Source organism: Microbacterium sp. HJ5 (assembly GCF_054824025.1).
Genome location: NZ_JSYE01000012.1, coordinates 170,162 through 186,724, shown reverse-complemented (window position 1 = coordinate 186,724; position 16,563 = coordinate 170,162). Strand labels below are relative to the sequence as shown.

The window sequence follows — 16,563 nt, the reverse complement described above, 5'->3', positions numbered from 1 at the left end:
GTAGGAGTAGGAGTAGGAGTAGGAGTAGGAATACTCCTACTCCTACCAATCTGAAGACCGGCGAATCAATGAGAACCAGTAGTCCTGAAGTCCGCGTCCACACTGCGGCCGACGAGATCGAGCGCGAGGGTGGTAAGCCGACCGTCGCCACGGTCCGAGAGCGCGCTGGCGTAAACAACGCTGATGCGACTCGTTACCTCCGTGAGTGGCGTGAGGGTAGAGCAGCGTCGGGGGCGACAATCGCGTCCCTCCCCCCGGCTCTCATCGAGCATTCGCAGCGGGTAGCGGGACTCATGTGGGCGGAGGCCTCGCAGCTCGCCGGCGCAGCGCATGCCGCCGTGGAGCGTGAGTGGTACGAACAGACGGCGCTGCAGACCCAGGAAATCGCAGAGTTGGTCGTGAATCTCGACGCAGCGGATCTTGCGGCCAAGGAAGCCGCCGGCAAGCACGCTGCCGAGAAGGCTGACCTCGAGGCAGCACTTGATGCGGCCGCCGCTGAGACGGCTCACGTGCGGGCTGAACTCCGAGAGGTGCGTGAGGAGCGGGCAACGCTTGAGAAGCAGATCATCGAAGAGCGGGCGGCAGCGCAGGCGCTGCGCGCAACGATCGACGCGCTAATCGCCCGAATCCCAGCGGCTGAGGAGGAAGCGAAGTAGGCGACGTCAAACCGAGAACGACACGGTGTGGGCCGCGATGAGATCACGCGCGACCTCCAGCGAGATCCGCTCCTGCTCGATTCGCCGCACCCGTGACCAGCCTGGGTCGATGAGATCGAAGTACAAGTCACGCTCGGCCTCCGTGAGGTGTGACACCGGTTGTGGCTTACGAGGACGCAGTGGCCCGCCGCGCTGATCAGTGTAGGTGCCGTATTTCTCCCAGCGCGTGAAGGAGTCCCGGTCCATGAGAATTGAGCGAGCCGGCACCCCGGCGGCGCGGAAGCCATCGAGGATCTCAAGGCCGTCAGCGTCCATGTCGCCCCAGTAGATCACTGCGGGTGCTTCAGTGATCCACTCGAACGCCGCTATCGTGGCGCCTCCTCTACCGACGCCCTCGATGCTGATGGAGCCGGGCATGGCAGGGAAGTTTAGGGCGGTGTCTTTATTTTCGGAGATGATCACCACTCGAGGGGCGTATGCCGGCGCGAAGTGATCGCCGACAGTGGCGCTGTCGTGTTTGCGGCCGCCCCGCTCGAGATGGTCTGGGTCGAGGTAGGTGAAGTGGATCCGCGACGGATGGTTTGGCGCCAGCCCTAGACCCCCCAGTCCCGCCAATGCGGCGACAAGCTGCTGTCTGGTATTCAGCCACTTCGCGTGGAAGCCTTCGAGCGGGACCTGACGCGGCGTCAGACCTGCGGCGGAGTGCTCCGCAAACCAGGCCCCAGCTCGTAGCAGTAGCTCGAAATCGACGTCCTCGAAGCCGTCGACCTTGCGCAGCATGCTGGCACGCTCGAGCAACCCGGGGAACCGGGTGCGAAGCTCGGCGTCGCGCACGCGACCGCGTTCTAGGCGTCCGGGCCAAGCTCCTCCCACGAGGACCGCTGCCTCATCGATTGTTCCCACCACCAGATGCGAGGGAATCGAATGGTCGACGTTACCGATCCGACGGGATCGGTCTTCGATCGCGGCACCGTGATCGCTGGCCCAGGCGCGCCACTGAGACACCGCACCCACGACAGCTCCGAAGTCTTCCCCGAGCGCAGCCGACGACGTCGGCGACAGCGGGAAGCGGTGCGGCCACCTGGGCGCATCCTCGTCTCCGCAAATCTCCTCGGCCCACGTGCGCTGCAGACGGCGCTCTACGTCGCGGAGGACGCCCGCGGGTGTCCTCATGCTCCGGCATCTCTGGCTCGCATCTCCAATACGTAGGACCTGCCGGTCTTGAGGGCCTTCGCGATCTCCACCACGACGTCCGCATGCGGCTCGAGCGCCGGCGCCTTGTCAATCGGCGCTCCAATGATCAGCTGGAACCCGAGACCGCGCCAGGCATGAACGGCGCGCGAGGTGAACTGACCGTCGGCCTTGATAAATCCCTCGTCGAGAAACACCGGCGCGAACCGTGGGCGGGAGCGCTTCTGATCTCCCAGTTGGAATCGTAGGGCGCTTCCGACGATAAACGCGATCAGCTCCTGCATCTCCCCACCGCTCTTGCCCTGCAGCGACTTGTACACGCTGAGCGGATGCCCGGCGGTGTCGAGGCGCTGCGCGGTGATCTCTACGTGCCTGCGGACGTCGAGGAGCTTGTCACGGTCCACCCCGGCGGCAACGTCGCGCGGAAGGCGCACGTCGTCCTTCCGGCGGATCTGCGCGATGAAGCGCTGCAGATCCTTGAACCGCTTCTCCAGCTCATCATCACTGAGATGCGCGGTAGCCATCGACGCGTGCCTGCGCAGCTCCGTGCGGAACTTCACGACGATCTCCGGCTTGAGCCGGCGCATGTCGATGTACAGGCGGTCGTCGGTCGCGCCGAAGGGCAGGTCGCGCAGGATCTGGTTGATCGGGGCAAGTCGGTCTTCGATCTCCTCGACAGCCGAGTTGAGCGAGCCGAACAGCTGCTGCAGGTGTTCACCGCTCCACGCCAGGACACGGTTGCGCCATTCCTCTCGGCGCTCGCGCAGACCAGAGCGAACGATCTGCTCGTAGATGGCGGCGTAGTCCTCGTAGTGGTCGATAGTCACGCCGAGGTTCGGGTCTTCCCACGCGGACTGGTACTGCTTGAAGGCCGCTTCGATCTGCCAGGTCAGCCGCGTCACCTGCTCGGTGGTGTTCTTGGCGCGCGTCTCGAGCTCTCGACGCACGAGGGTGAGGGTGCGGGTGAACGTGGCCGGCGACTCGGCTTCGCCACCGAGCATCGTCGTCCACAACCGATCTAGATCGGCTGCGAGTTCGTCGCGAACGCTTACGCCACCGTCCGCTTCGATCCGCGCGATGATCGGGTTGACTTCGTCCTCCTGGTCTACGTATGCGGCGTGCGCCTTGTCGAGTTCCTTGATCTGCTCCCCGCGCAGGAAGCCTTCTTGTTGCAGCGCTCGGCACCGGGATGCCAGGTCCTTGATCTGCCGGTCCAGCTCCGCGAGCACGTCATTGTTGCCGCGGATCTCGTCCCGTCGGCGCTCCAGCTCCAGTCTTGCAGCCACCGCGGCGGTCACGTCGATATCGGCCCACACAGCGTCGACGATGCGGCCGCTGGCCTCCTTCTTCGCGTTGAGTGCGGAGACTTCCCCCTGGATCCGATCGGCATCGGCGTTGATGGCGTCGATGCGGCTCTGCAGCTGCTCAGATTGTTGCTCGAGCTCCGCGCGAAGTTCAGAGTTGTCGAATCCGATGACGTTGCGCGAGGACTGACGGCCGTGGCTTCCTCCGGATCCGCGCCTGGTCTGGCCGGCAAGCGTGATGCGAAGGTCCTCACCGCCGAGCTCCTCGGGACCGTTCACGCAGAGGGCGTTGCGCGAAGAGTGCGAGACGTAGTCGGTGACCCAGCTCTGGTACGCGGACTCCTTGAACTGGAGCTTGCCTGCAACGTGATCAGGCTCGAGGATCAGCTGCTTCTGCTCAGACGTACGTCGCACAGCCTTAAAGCTCAGCCGCCCCCTCAGCTTCAGGCGATCGATCTCACGCGAAAAATGCTGGAAGTGCTCATGTGGGACGAGCATCAGCCGTGCCCCGCTGTACAGCGTCACCTCGATCGCGGTCCGCCACTGTTCTTCATCGGGAAGTACATCGATCAGTTCGGCGAGGAACGGGAGATCGGCGACATCAAGTCCGGACGCCTGTGCGGCAGCCTGCCGCATATCGTCGAGGTAGGGATCGATCTTGCCGGCACGCGTCTGGTACGAAGCGAGTTCGTGCTTGATCTCGCGTTGACGCGTAAGCAAGGCTCCACCGTCGATTAGCATCTGGTCGCGTTCAGCGCTCATCCGCTGTGCCGCCGCCGGGAAGTCGGCAAGGAAATCGCGCCCGTCAAGTTGGGCGCGCTCGAACGCCGAGCGGGTCGTGAGGTCGGCTCCGAGAACCATGGTCGCTTCGACCAGCCTCGCCCTACGCTCTTCGCGCACCTCGATTGTGCTCGACGCTTCCTGGATCTGACTGTCCAGCTGCACGAGCAGGTCGCCGCCGGCATCACTATGAGCCTTGCGGGTTTCCTCAAGCTGACGGTGCGCGGTGTTTTCGGCATCAGTATGACGGGCGAGTTCCTGGCGCAGAGCGCGGGCGTCGTCCCGATTCTTCGCGATGGCCAGCTCAAGGATCTGAGAGCGACGTCGCAGACGCCACAGGCCCGCCGGGGTCGAGTCGGCATCGATGGATCCCAACTCGTCGTCCCGGTCGAGCTGCTCCTGCGCGGCGACAAGCTCAGCGTGCGCCTGTACAACCGGTTCAAGTAGCTCGGCGCGGGACTGGGCGGTGAGCATCTCCCGATAGACGTCCTCCAGCTTGTCGAAATGCTCGATGGCAGCATCGGCCTTCGCGTAGGAATCAGGCGTCTCGATCACCAGCTCCTTGTAGAGCCTGTCGACGGTGGAGATGTCCTCGCTAGCCTGGATGCGGGCGAGGAGTCTGAGTGCCTTGGCACCGTCGCCGCCCAGGCCGATGCCGAGTTTGACGTACAGCGTCTGCACGAACGAGGCGTAAGTCTCGTGCTGCTGAAGCGCTGGCCAGGCCGCCTTCATAGGGCGTGACGGGAAGTGGGACTCGCCGACTCGGACGAACTCCTTCAGCGTCCGAAGATCAATACCGCTTGGGATTGTCATCGACCTCATCACGATCTCGCTGGAGCGGGCAGCACGCGCGGGAACGAAGTATGCCCGCAGCGCGGTAAACTCCTCGCCGGTGTCGGCGAGAAATGTCATCGCGACCGCACCCCAGGTCGGCTCGTTGTCGCCCCGCATCACGCTGTCGACGACCTCTCCCTCATCGAGGGTGTCATCGAGCTTTCCGCGCAAGTAGCTGAGCAGGTTTCGCTGCTCCGCGGAACGCGCCCTCCCGCTACCGGAGTCGTTCGAAGCACCGTTGAAGGGCACGTTCGGGGGCATCATCAAGGCGATGTACGCGTCCAGCAGTGTGCTCTTGCCGGCCCCGGACTGGCCGCTGATGACGGTAACTTCGGGCGCAAACTCGACACGTGCATGCCCGTGGAATCCTCCCCAGTTCACCACCTGCAGGGTGTGTGCACGCCACTGAGACTCCGCAGCATCGGCAGGGCCGAGCATCGAGGAGATCTGATCGACCAGAGTCATGCTTCCTCCTGAGCACTGGGGTGCTCTGCGCTGTCGTCTTGCATGGTGCGTTCGGTCAGCCATGAGAGCAGACTGTTCAGCGTAGGGATCGGCAACATGGGCTCGATCGCGGGAGAGATCCGGTACACGCCGTCCTCATCGGTCTTGATCAGCAGCCCCGCACTCTTGATGGCACTGATCGCACGATCTGCACGCCGGTCGTCAGCAACCTGATTGGTCGCCGACTCCGGACGGTTCTCGCGCAAGTACTCCAGCATCTCGGCCCGGCTCACACGAACCTGCATTTCACCACGCGTCCGCTCGTTTCGCTCGCGCACCCGTAGGTAGACGAGCAACGCCGTCTCCTCACGCTGCCAAGCGGCGTTGTAAACCAGCGTCGGAAACTCGCGCGTGCCCGTGTCCGACGTCACCGGCCGTTTGTAGGCGACCTCCCGCTGCAGATCCACCACCAACTCGAGGAACAGGTCGTTCAATCGCGCGCCGATAAGTGAACGCGCGGCCATGAGGGTCTTCCACTCACGCGGATTGCTCTCGGAAGCGATGAACGGGTTCTTTAGAAGCACTACCAGCGTCCGGCGCACGTCCGATTCCAGCCCGCCCTCGTCCCCGTCGAAGAGGGCGTGGGTGGAACGCGGTTCCGACTCTTCTGCGTCACCACCCTGGTCGGGTGAGTCGAGCCGTTCCTCGCTGGTCCACGTCTGGTCATCGGGAGTGTTCTCGATCTGCTCGATGATGCTCACAGCGCCTCCTCCTCAGCAGCCTGTCCCGGTGCAAGCACCGGGACATCGAATACGCGGGTCGACCCGTCAGGCCGGATCGCGACATACAGTTCTGTGTCCTGAGTCCTCGCCAGACCGTCATGGTTGATCGCCAGGTGCAGCAGGCCCAGGGCGTCGACGGGCCGGCGCAACTCCGGCGGAAGCTCCGCAAACAACTGCCCAAGGCTCCATTTCTCCGGCAAGGTCTCCGCCGCCGGCAGCGCCGCGTGAAGCTCAGCCATCCGTGGACCACCGTAAGTACGTAGTTGTTCCAGCGAAAGGCCCTCGGGCCGGTCATCGCCATCACTGTCGTGCAGCTGCGGAAGTGCCGCATCATCGGACGGATCGTAGAACCGTTCCTTGAGGTGCGCTACCTCAATCTGACCGGGAAGCAATGGGACGTAAACCCTCTCGTTGGGCCCCGCCACCGCCAGCCACGCCGAGGTCGCCGCTTCCAGCGACCGCAGAACGCGATCGAGCTCGCGGTCCTTCGTCGCGTCACGCGTCGTGATGTAGGTGCGCAGCACCTCGGTGATCCGACTGCGCTGATCAAGTACGGAGTCCAGTCCCCTCCGCATGAGAGGGACGATCGCCCGCAAGTCGTCGCGGTCGCGGTCAACGAGGAATGACTCCCCTTGCTCGATGAGCGTTGCGATGTCTTCGCGGAGCTGGCTGAGAAGATCGTCGTCGCGCAGCAGCGCGAACGCACCGTCGAAGGCGCGGCCCTCCGCGGTGGCGGTGATGAGCGTGTCGATACGCTCCAAGTAGCGGTCGATCACCTCACCCGGCACCCGTCGCTCGGCGCGAAAGTCCTCGAGGATCTCTCCGCGGACGCTTCTGAACGCTTCCTCGACGCGTTTGAAGTCGCTCGGGAGCTGGGCTACCAGCGAGAGGAGCTCGTCGAAACCCTCGATAAGACGATCCTCACTCATCGGTGTCACCTCGCCCCCGGCTTTGAGCCGGTCCCTCTCTACAGTCAGCTGCGTGATCTCAGCGTCGAGGATCGCGATGCGCGACTCGGGGTCCGGGTTGGACTCCCGGTTAATCCGCCTGGCCGTCGCGACGATATTCGCGATCCTGTGCTCGCTTAGCCCGGTGCGCTCCTGGCGGAGCGTAGTGATGAAGTCGAGCGCCTGCTGCGCATGGGACGTGAGCGAGTAGGCCTCGCTGCCCTCGGGGTCCGTCGATCGGATGAGCCACCGCGAGTTCGTCCAGCGCAGGCACATCTCACGACCGGTTCCGATCGGTAGCTCATCAGCGTGGCCGGAGGTGGCGATGTCAGCGACTGCAGCCTCGACTTGGAGATGAAGCCTCGCGGTCGGCACGGTGCGGACCTCGCGGGAGAAGCAGATGCTGAGGATGGCGACGACGACCGGAGCCTGCCTCTGATACAGAAGCGCGAGCGTCGGCTGTGAGAATGCCTCTGTAACGCGAGCGAACTCCCCAACGATCTCCGTCATGCTGCGGCCCGGTCCCCTCGCCGATCAATGTCCCCGTCCTGGCCAGCATGCCAGCAACCCCCCGACATCCGAGGGCGCTCGCGATGGCCCCGCGGCACAACGGATGACCATAGATGAAATGCACGCAGGCACCCATGGTGAGCGACACCCTTTAGAGGCACTCCCCTACACGTACCTGCACGCCATAAAAGTACCTGGATAATCCGGAAAACGCACCCTATTCTGACGCCATGCGAGGAGGCCTCGAGCGTTGGAAACGAGGGGTCGAATCCAGAGGGGTTCGACAGGCGATCGGCTACGCGCTCGAGGGCATCTGCGATGCTCACCTGCAGCACTCCCCCGGCGTTGACGCGCTCGAAGCATATGGTGCGGCATCCAACTCGACCGTCTCACGGTTCATCGTCGCGAGCGGCAGGATCGGCAAAGACGAGCTCACCGCCGGCGGCCTTCGTGTCTGGCTCACCGGACACGACCCGGTCACGGGGGAAGAACGCGGCCATCAGCGGCTGAGCCCTGACGCCGATCTGCTGCTCGACGGAACGCTCAATCACCCGAAGTCGTACAGCATCGCCGCACTGCTGCATCCCGAGCTCGCCGCCGAGTTCGAAGCGCTCCAAGACCGGCTGCGTGACCGCATCCTGCTCACGTGGCAGACGGAGCTCAACGCGCGGCGCGGGCACGGAGGGCTCATCCGCGAGGCGATCACCTGCATCGAGATCGTCGAGCTGCAGCATCGGCGCTCGCGCGCCCTCGACCCGCACATCCACCGTCACCTCTGGCTGAACATCAAGGTGCTCGGCGCGGACGGCAAGTGGTCGAACCTCGACTCGCGCGTCGCGATGAAACTGCATACCGTCGTCAACGCCGAGGGCGAGCTCGCCGCCCGCACCGATCCCGCCTGGATCGCCGCGCTCGCCCGGCACGGGTACACGCTCGGCGACACTGGCGAGATCGCCGAACTCGCCGGCGCCGTTCGACCCGTCTCGCGTCGGTCGGCGCAGATCGAAGGCAACCGCGCGCGCCTGATCGCGGAGTGGTCAGCGGCGCACGGAGGATCTGCTCCGAGCGTGGAGGTGCTGCAGCAGATCGATCGACGCGCGTGGGCGGTGTCGCGTCCTAACAAGCCAGCCGATGTCGATGAGGCGTCGTGGGAGGCGCGCGTCCGCGACGAGATCGCAGCGATCGATCCGAGTCTGATCACCCCGCGCGCGCCGATTCCAGTCACTGCAACAGACCCGCAAGCCCTCGACCTGGATCTGCTCGCTGCACAGGCGATCGTCGACGCGGACGAGCGGTCCACATCATGCGGCGGGAGGTTGAGCATCTTCGACATCCGCGCGGGAGCAATACGCGCGCTCTCGCGCACGGGCGTTGTTGCGGAGCGCGACCGGCTCGACGACGTGATCGCCGAGATCTCGCAGCGTGCGACGGGTTCCGTCTACCGGCTCGTTGCGGATGATCCGCCGGCGCACGTCAAGGCGTTCATGGCGACCGAGACCGTGCGCGCCAAGGTGCGTCTCGCCGGCCGCTTGGACGTGGTCGCCCGACCCGGGCGCTCCGGGCTGCCGGGCGAGTTGCACCGGCTCGCACCGAACGAGGATCTGTCGACACTGGACGCGTCGCAGAGCGTTGCCGCGTGCGCCATCGCCGGCACGGACGGACTCGTGACGGTGACCGGCCCCGCCGGCACGGGCAAGACGACGATGCTGCGCGCCGCGTTCGCGGCGCTCATGTCGCAACGGCGGCGGATGCTCGTCGTTGCTGCCACGCGGAAGGCGGCGTCGGTGGCGTCTCGCGAGGTCGGGGCCGCGGCATCCAGTCTTCATGCGTTGCTTTCGGACCATGGCTACCGCTGGGGCAACGACGAGGCCGGAGCGAAGGTGTGGACCAGGCTTCGAGTGGGAGAAGTCGATCCCAGCACAGGAGCGGTGTACGGCGGACCAACGCAGTACGTGTTGCGTTCTCGCGATCGGATCGTCGTCGACGAAGCCGGCATGGTCGACCTGCAGACGGCGAACGTTCTCGTCGATCTCGCGATCGAGCAGGGTGTCGGGCTGGCATTCGTCGGCGACACGCATCAGGCGTTGCCGGTCGGGCATGCGGGTGCGATGGGTTCTGCGATCCGGCACGCGAACGCTGCGGTCGAGCTAGACACGGTGCACCGGTTCCGCGATCCCGACTACGCGGCGCTGACACTGCGGCTCCGGGATGCGGGTGATCGCGGGGGTGCGCTGGTGGTTGCGGGCGAACTTGCCCAACACGGACACGTCGACCGGGTCGAACATCACGACGCGGCGCGTGAGCGGATGATCGACGCATACTTCGACTGGCACGCACGCGGCAAGCGGGCGACGCTGGTATCTGGCACGAATGCTGAGGCGGATGCGATCAACGACGCCATCCAGCAGCGGCGAGTCGATCAGGGCGAGCTTGATGCCCGCGTCGCCGCGTGGGGAATCGGGCAGCAGCGCATCCTCGTCGGCGACACCGTCCAGACCCGTCGCAACGACCGGCTCACGGGAGTCGAGAATCGTGCGCAGTGGATCGTGCGCGGCATCCGCGAGTCGTTCGTCGATCTCGTCTCCGTGGGCGACAGCGGCGAGGTGGCGCGTGTGTCCGCCGACTACGCGCGGGAGCACCTGCAGCTCGCCTACGCGTCCACCGTGCACGGTGTGCAGGGCGACACCGCCGATGCGTCAGTGGTCGGGCCGGATGTCGACGCAGCAGGACTCTACGTTGGTCTCACGCGAGGGCGGGTGCACAACGTCGCGATCGTGGTCGCGCGGACGGACGCCGCGGCCCGCGAGTGCCTCGCCGAGTCGATGCAGCGCGGCACTCCGGAGTTGACGATGCAGGATGCGGTACGCGCGGCGCAGGCCGAGGTGCGGCGTGCGGCGACGAGTCGCGAGGCGGCGGTGGCCACCGGACCGGTGGTCGGGGCACCGAGTGAGGGGCGCGGGTTGGGGATCTAAAGCCGACCTGGTGCGATGGAGGACCCAATGAGCAGTAGCCGCCTGTGCGCTGGGACGAGGGGAATCAGCGCGAAGGCGTTCCCTCCGACTCAGAGGTCACAGAAGTCAACCGTCGGCGGAAGTACCCGAGCGCAGACGGATCAAGAACTCTTCATGAAGATCATCGACTCGCCTGAGACAGTCGATCAGTTCGCGCCGACGAGCGGCAAGAGTTGCCGGCAATCCATTAAGGAAGGCCTGACCGTATCTATCGAGCCCGTCGACCGCGAGCAGAGCCATGAGGAGTAGGGGCTGCGGCCTCAAGGGCTCATCACGAAAGTCGACCTCGAATAGTCCATCGCCAACTTCATCGAGGTGATGTTTGTAGACGTCTGTGAAGGTTCCATGCACGACGCCAGATCCTGTGCGATATGCGGCGTAAGCGGTCGGACTGAGTCGTTCGGCACGAGTTTGAGCGCTCGGCCATCCATTGCTTCGTCGACCTGGGATGTCCACCTCGCGGACTCCGGCTGCTCGCAGCGTGTCATCGATCGATCGCTGGATCCGCTCCTCGATTGGCCAGGTGGCACCGCCGCGCTGCTCAACCTGACGGCGCACGTCACGCAGGAACTCTCTTTCGGCGACCAGGCTGTCCATAACGTAAGCGTCATACGGTGAGTGATCACCTCCTTCGTCGTCGACTAGATACGCAACGGTTGAAACCGAATCTATGAACTCGCGTGTCAATGCAAGTTGTTGATTGCCTCCGTGCCCATCCGTGATCTGCCGAACCAGAGTCTGCATCAGTTTCACCATGCGCACGTAGTGTCCGGCGATGATCGCGTGATTCCGCGGGAGACCTGCTGCAAGTTCGGGCGTTCGCAAGTGGGCCACAAGCGTGACGAGCATCATCGCGGCCTTAGCCAGTTCGAACGCCTCTCGGAGAAAGGGTTCTTCATCGAGTGCTGCGCTGAGCGCGTCATAGTCGACCACAGGAAGCGGTGGAAGCGAGTCGCTTAGGTCGTCATGTGACACTAGGTCTACTCCAGTTCGTCGACGGCAGCAGTCTCCAGCTAATCACGCCGGCGTGCTCCCGAACGCGCCATTGCCTGCAAATCGACACGCTGGACCACCGGACATCGCGCCCAGCGGACGAACAGAAGCCTTGCCTTCGAAGGACCTTGTCGTCCTCCCGGGCAAAACGGGTCAAAACGCCCGGGGACGCTTCGCCGGCGACTTCACGTGCTCGTTCGCCATCAAAGTCATGACGAGCGAGCTGTGCATACCCCGATTACTGACCGGCTCCCTGCGATTGCTACGACTCGAGCACTCCTTGATCGCCGTCTGTGGAGGGGGCTAGATCTGTATCAAGCACGACGCGACCAAGAATGCTTGCAGTGGCCTGCACGAGGGGACCGATCTGCACAGGCGAACTCGCGATCGCGATTCCGCCGGCAAAGTCCAAACCAACGGTGTGTCGTTCGTGCTCGCCAACGGAGTCGTCGGGGGCCGGCAGCGAAACGTCCACACGTTCAACAAAGTATGAGTCGGACACGGACTGGACGACTCTCTCTACGTCGTCTCTGACGTTGCTGCTCTCCCGTGCGTCAACGCGGAGGGCTCGTTCGACGCCGCTCACGGATACGGAACTCACCGCGTAGGGCGCCAGCAAAGCGGTCGTAGACGACCAGCGCGGGACGGAAGAGCCCGGGCGAGCCTTCAGCTTGTTTCCCGAGTTGCTGACGCGGACGAGGTAGGGGCCGACCGCATAGCCGATCGTGCCAGAATCTGCGAGCCATCCAACAGGCAGCGTTGGCGTGGAAGGCTTCTGCATTTGCGAGTCCGTTCCGGTTGCTGACTGGTCACCGGCATCCGCCCTCACGCCTGTGTTTGCGTCGATTGGTAGATCACTTTCTGTTGACGCGACTACCTGCTCGGCTTTGAAAGGCACATTGAGGCCAAGGTATGCGCGTCGAGCTGACCACGAAGAAAGGTTTGCTTGGACCAGTCGCGTCAGGTCGAGCCCAACCAGATCGTGCGCGAGCTCTTCGAGTTGCTCAAATTGGAACAGGGATCCCAAATCTGACCAGAACCGCGATCCCGCAGCAGGAAGCGTGCTCTGACCCAACAGCCACGGAAGAACTGCCTTCAGTTCGTCGGTTGTCATAGACCCTTCAATGGCCGGCGGCTCGTTTTCAAAGCCATCTGGTTTTGTCGCCCATTGAACAAGGAGCGCCGTCCGCTCCATCCGCACTACAGCGTCTTCGAAAAAGCTGTTCTTGATGAGGTCCGGGACACCCTCGTCTTCGCCAGGCGCGATGGCTGTGAGTCGTTCCGCGACAGGCTCATCCACCAAGCCACGCGCGCCTCTAAGGAAGTTGGAGCGGACCACCGCGCGGAGCGGGTTGCTGTCTACAGGGGGTGCTGATATCTGGTTGAAGGCGCTGGCATCTGTCAGAAGCGAATGGTGCGATTCGTTCGCTGCCCGTGCAACATCGGCGCTGGACATCGCGAAGCCGGGTTCGTCGACCGACTGGGTGTCATCGATCGCAAGGAAGATGGGGTCGCCGGAGACAACGCGCGCCGTCTCCTCCCCCGCTATGACCGACGCATAGGACGCTCGCAGGAACACATCGCGCATCACGCGGACTCCGCCGACTCGCGGCCAGCTCACCTTGAAGTCCGGGATCGCGCTGTGGTTGAAGTAGAGCGTGTCTTCAATCTGCGCGGATGGCTCCAGCTGCTCGATGTGCCTGCGGAAGAGCTTCTTAACATTCTCCGCGTAGTCTTCGCGAACATAGAGCCCTCTTACAGTGCGGAGATCTTCGACCAAGTCACTCACAGCGTCTTTACCTTTCGGACCAGGTGGGGGCGAATCGTCTCGAGTTCGGTGCGCGTGAGGGACAGCGCCTCCTGCTTCGGGTTGAAGACAAGCACCGTGATTCGACCCGCGATCTCATGGGCAAGCGCTTCATTGAACTGCCCGCCCCGGTACTCGGGGTTCTCGTCGACTGCCATTTTCATATGGTCGTAGGTTTCAAGCTTGACCCAGTTGTCGAGGTTGAACGGATGAAACGTCACCCAAAAGTAGTGAGATTCACGCGACGAGTTGTGGTCTTCAATCTCCTTGGCAGTGTGCCCGTAGGCGATTGCAAGGAACTTCTTGAACTCTTGGTACTGCCGCCCGGGGCTGGAGTAGCGCTTGCATTCGACGATCACGGGCGCCTTCTTGCCAGTCAGCATGTGCCCAACGAGATCGAACTGCTTCTTCTTGTCGCCAAGCGTGAAGAACGTGCAGTCGATCTTGTTGTTGTAGGCATCGAAGGGTAGCTCGATGTACGTTGTCGCCTCGAGCCACCGCTTGAGGGTAGCGGCCCCCTCGCGCCCAATCTCCTGAACGTCCTCTGGCATGGGGTCAGCATAGTGTGGCCGCTTGAAGTGGCCCGCCATCGCGTGTCGTTTGCGTATTTCGACCCGGACATCCGCGCAGCTGACCCATAGGACGGGCCACCAGCGAGGCGGCCATTCAAGTTCATGGTGTCAAGCTACGGGTGACGGACGACACGCGCTTCATCGCGCGCGCAGGTAGCCGCGCGCGTCGCCTCGGATGGCTTGTGCGCTCTACTGGGAGCCTTAGGGATCGACCCGCACGTGAAGGGAATCGCATGACGCGCTTCGTAGACGTACCCGTGCCACAGGAACGATGCGGCGCCGACGAAGCCCGGGTCTGCCTCCGTCGCGTACGGTCGCCGACCGCCCGGGCAATCGTCCGTCGCCCGTTTGAATATCCGGCACGTGGGCTACCGACACAGGTGCGTCTCGTACTGGAGCTGAGTCTCTCGTCGACGATCAGTGTTCACGAGGCCGAAGCGTCTCGCGCTTGTGTCCCGGGCCAGATAGATCTCCCGGACATGCTGCGGCGGCTCGGCGCGTGAGCTCGACGCCGGCAGTCCTGCGCGGCCGTACGAGACTGTATGTTGAGCGGATGAGTTCAGGGGTGGCGTTTGGTGCCAACAGGGAAGACCAGGTTGGGCGAATCGCTCTTGCCGTCAACCACGCAATCAACGGCCACGCGCAGTGCATCGCAGGCGTAGCGATCCTCGTTCTCGTCGCTGAGCACTTCGGAATCGAGCTATTACCTCGGGCTGTCGGCCTCGCCGGTCAGGCCGCCAACGGCAATGTGCTGATCACGGGAACAGCCGCGACCGAGCACATCCGGGCGAATGGCGGCGACGCGCGCCGCGAGCCGGCCCCGACGACAGCCACGACCTGGGCCGCTGATTCACCTTTCCGGCAGTCCGGTCACATGGTCGCGGTGGACGAGCGTACGAACATGCTCATCGACCCGTCGCTTGAGCAGTACGCAGGCTACGGCTTCCCGGACACCGTAATCATGACGCGCATCGACCCGCAGGCGGACGTGTGGACGGTGCTTTTCGAGGACGGCGGGTTCATCGAATACTTACCCACAGCGGATGCCGGCGGGTGGAAAAGCGAGTACGAAGCTGCACGTATCGCGGCCGCGTCAATGGCTCGCGAGATTGCAGAACATCTGAAGCGCGGAGAATCGCCCAACGCTCACCGGGTCACGCTCGACTTCGACGGGGCGATCATACGGTGAGGTCTCGCCCGGGGACCCCTCAGATGAGCCGCACACGACCGCCCGCCCCCCCGCGCACTGCCCGCTTAGGGATCGGCTCAGAACGTGGTGCGGTCCCGCCTCGGACTGAGACGACGACGTGGCGTCGTCACCTGGCGCGAGCGTCAAGGAACTCGATTCGCCGAATCCTCGCCTACCGGGCTCCCGGCGCAGAAGCTTGGGCGTCGACGCCGAAGGCTCGCAGCAGCAGCGCGCGGGGGATCATCCGACGCGGGCCGAGTTGGACCGTGGGGATGGTCCCGTTCTCGATGCCGAGCTTGATCGTGCGGTAGTCGACGCCGACGAGCTTCGCGGCATCCTTCATCGTCAGAGCCAGGCAATCCTGTGATCGGTTCATCGCCCTTCCTTCCTGTGAGCCAGCAGTGTCAGTCTCCCTTCGTCGCAAGGTACCACACGTGTGAGCCAAGATCGACAGTCTTCTTCGCGAATCTTCGAAGACCTGGAATAGTGGGCGTCATGGCAGACGTCGAGGCGTATGACTTCAGCGACGAACGCGTTGATCTCGGCAGTGGGGTGACGCTCCCGAAGTCCTGGCGCGCGCGCGTGTCGGGTGAGCAGGACGTGCCCGGCACGATCACGGTCCGCGTGGAGTGGGATGACGTGCTGAGACGCACGGCCGTCTCCTTCGCTGCGCTCGAGCGCGAAGCGGAAGGCGTGGACATCACCAGCCAGGCGCTCCGCGAGGTGCGAACGCACTGGATCATGACGAGGTCAGCCCTCGATGTCGTCACTGTCGACGTCGGCTCGGAGGATGGCGGCGATCGCGACCGCATTCCAGTGCGCGAGTTTCTCACTCGCGTGCGGGCGCATCAAGAGCGCGAGCCCTTGGAGTCACTCCACGCTGCGATCTCCGTTTATCGCGTCGCGACGGCAATCAGCTATCCGCCGCTCAAGCTGGTCGCCGACACTCTGCAGATCAGCCAAAGCACCGCGACGCGCCTCATGAGTCGCGCGCGCGACTCGGGTCTGGCGCCGGAGGTTCGGATCCAGGAGCCGCGGCGGGCGCCGGCGGTGGACCCGTACAACCCGGGCTACCCATTCGATCCTGCGGCGCCACACCGTGGGTCGACTCAGCCCGGAGGACCGTCAATTGGACGGTGAGCAGCCAGTCGGTGTTGCCGCATGAAGAGTGGTTCGGCGCCAACAGCATCGGAGCGCTGTTTGAGCAGATTGCACCGAAACTGCGGTGGATGATGCTATGGGCTACCAATGTGCTCATTTGGTTTTCATTGCTCGCCGAGCCGATTTCTGATGGTCGACCGTCTTGCGTCGTAGGCCTCGCGCGCCCCTTTTTTCTGCGGTTTCTTGCCCACATTCTGCCCGCAAACTGTTTGCCGCAGCCTGTTTTCACAGGTTGCGAGACGTGGTTCGCGTCCGTCTAGATCCGCGTAATTACGCGGTTTTTGCAGGTATGGGCCTGATTGAGCATTATGCTTAGTCGTGTTCGAGTCCCTCCAGGGGCCTTACCCGCTTACGCATAGGGCAGCGCGTAATCATGACCTCC

General features: G+C 63.9%; 13 protein-coding genes. 5 read left to right on the top strand and 8 right to left on the bottom strand.

What is annotated here, in order from left to right:
* On the top strand, positions 1-656 hold a 656-nt coding region (locus OB08_RS06420), incomplete at its 5' end, for a DNA-binding protein (RefSeq protein WP_461473285.1).
* Between the two features lie 6 nt (positions 657-662).
* Here OB08_RS06420 and OB08_RS06415 read toward each other — a convergent pair.
* Genes OB08_RS06415 through OB08_RS06400 form a run of 4 tightly spaced genes read right to left on the bottom strand, consistent with a single transcriptional unit; the run spans position 663 to position 7,448 of the window.
* The gene (locus OB08_RS06415) at positions 663-1,829 is read right to left on the bottom strand and encodes a Wadjet anti-phage system protein JetD domain-containing protein (RefSeq protein WP_461473283.1); all 1,167 of its coding nucleotides are present in this window, start codon (positions 1,827-1,829) and stop codon (positions 663-665) included.
* On the bottom strand, positions 1,826-5,230 hold the full coding sequence (locus OB08_RS06410; RefSeq protein WP_461473281.1) for an ATP-binding protein: 3,405 nt from the start codon (positions 5,228-5,230) through the stop codon (positions 1,826-1,828). The genes OB08_RS06415 and OB08_RS06410 overlap by 4 nt, the downstream gene beginning before the upstream one ends.
* Complete coding sequence (locus tag OB08_RS06405) at positions 5,227-5,970, bottom strand: DUF4194 domain-containing protein (protein ID WP_461473279.1); 744 nt, start codon at positions 5,968-5,970, stop codon at positions 5,227-5,229. Before OB08_RS06405 ends, OB08_RS06410 begins: the two co-directional genes overlap by 4 nt.
* Entirely contained in the window at positions 5,967-7,448 is a 1,482-nt protein-coding gene (locus OB08_RS06400; protein WP_461473277.1) for a DUF3375 domain-containing protein, read from the bottom strand. Before OB08_RS06400 ends, OB08_RS06405 begins: the two co-directional genes overlap by 4 nt.
* A gap of 230 nt (positions 7,449-7,678) precedes the next feature.
* On the opposite strand from OB08_RS06400, the gene OB08_RS06395 reads away from it, so the two are divergent.
* The gene (locus tag OB08_RS06395; RefSeq protein WP_461473275.1) at positions 7,679-10,420 is read left to right on the top strand and encodes an AAA family ATPase; all 2,742 of its coding nucleotides are present in this window, start codon (positions 7,679-7,681) and stop codon (positions 10,418-10,420) included.
* A 105-nt stretch (positions 10,421-10,525) separates the two neighbouring features.
* Here OB08_RS06395 and OB08_RS06390 read toward each other — a convergent pair whose 3' ends face one another.
* The 3 genes from OB08_RS06390 to OB08_RS06380 form a co-directional block, all read right to left on the bottom strand.
* On the bottom strand, positions 10,526-11,392 hold the full coding sequence (locus OB08_RS06390; RefSeq protein ID WP_461473273.1) for a DUF5677 domain-containing protein: 867 nt from the start codon (positions 11,390-11,392) through the stop codon (positions 10,526-10,528).
* Positions 11,393-11,714: 322 nt separating this feature from the next.
* Entirely contained in the window at positions 11,715-13,241 is a 1,527-nt protein-coding gene (locus OB08_RS06385) for a hypothetical protein (protein ID WP_461473271.1), read from the bottom strand.
* On the bottom strand, positions 13,238-13,810 hold the full coding sequence (locus OB08_RS06380) for a hypothetical protein (RefSeq protein WP_461473269.1): 573 nt from the start codon (positions 13,808-13,810) through the stop codon (positions 13,238-13,240). Before OB08_RS06380 ends, OB08_RS06385 begins: the two co-directional genes overlap by 4 nt.
* 574 nt (positions 13,811-14,384) lie before the next feature.
* On the opposite strand from OB08_RS06380, the gene OB08_RS06375 reads away from it, so the two are divergent.
* A complete protein-coding gene (locus tag OB08_RS06375; protein WP_461473267.1) occupies positions 14,385-15,020 on the top strand; it encodes a hypothetical protein in 636 nt (211 codons plus the stop codon).
* Between the two features lie 172 nt (positions 15,021-15,192).
* On the opposite strand, the gene OB08_RS06370 is transcribed toward OB08_RS06375, so the two are convergent.
* On the bottom strand, positions 15,193-15,396 hold the full coding sequence (locus tag OB08_RS06370; RefSeq protein ID WP_461473265.1) for an excisionase family DNA-binding protein: 204 nt from the start codon (positions 15,394-15,396) through the stop codon (positions 15,193-15,195).
* Between the two features lie 119 nt (positions 15,397-15,515).
* Here OB08_RS06370 and OB08_RS06365 point away from each other — a divergent pair, with 119 nt between their 5' ends.
* The gene (locus OB08_RS06365; protein WP_461473263.1) at positions 15,516-16,160 is read left to right on the top strand and encodes a hypothetical protein; all 645 of its coding nucleotides are present in this window, start codon (positions 15,516-15,518) and stop codon (positions 16,158-16,160) included.
* Positions 16,157-16,441 carry a hypothetical protein gene (locus OB08_RS06360; protein ID WP_461473261.1) on the top strand — a complete coding sequence of 95 codons (285 nt, stop codon included), beginning with the start codon at positions 16,157-16,159 and terminating at the stop codon, positions 16,439-16,441. Before OB08_RS06365 ends, OB08_RS06360 begins: the two co-directional genes overlap by 4 nt.
* Positions 16,442-16,563 lie beyond the last annotated feature (122 nt).

Excerpts from the sequence above, each read along its gene's own strand:
- OB08_RS06365 (WP_461473263.1), top strand. The coding sequence starts at position 15,516 with ATGGCAGACGTCGAGGCGTATGACTTCAGCGACGAACGCGTTGATCTC.
- OB08_RS06415 (WP_461473283.1), bottom strand. The coding sequence starts at position 1,829 with ATGAGGACACCCGCGGGCGTCCTCCGCGACGTAGAGCGCCGTCTGCAG.
- OB08_RS06410 (WP_461473281.1), bottom strand. The coding sequence starts at position 5,230 with ATGACTCTGGTCGATCAGATCTCCTCGATGCTCGGCCCTGCCGATGCT.
- OB08_RS06380 (WP_461473269.1), bottom strand. The coding sequence starts at position 13,810 with ATGCCAGAGGACGTTCAGGAGATTGGGCGCGAGGGGGCCGCTACCCTC.
- OB08_RS06370 (WP_461473265.1), bottom strand. The coding sequence starts at position 15,396 with ATGAACCGATCACAGGATTGCCTGGCTCTGACGATGAAGGATGCCGCG.
- OB08_RS06400 (WP_461473277.1), bottom strand. The coding sequence starts at position 7,448 with ATGACGGAGATCGTTGGGGAGTTCGCTCGCGTTACAGAGGCATTCTCA.
- OB08_RS06395 (WP_461473275.1), top strand. The coding sequence starts at position 7,679 with ATGCGAGGAGGCCTCGAGCGTTGGAAACGAGGGGTCGAATCCAGAGGG.
- OB08_RS06375 (WP_461473267.1), top strand. The coding sequence starts at position 14,385 with ATGAGTTCAGGGGTGGCGTTTGGTGCCAACAGGGAAGACCAGGTTGGG.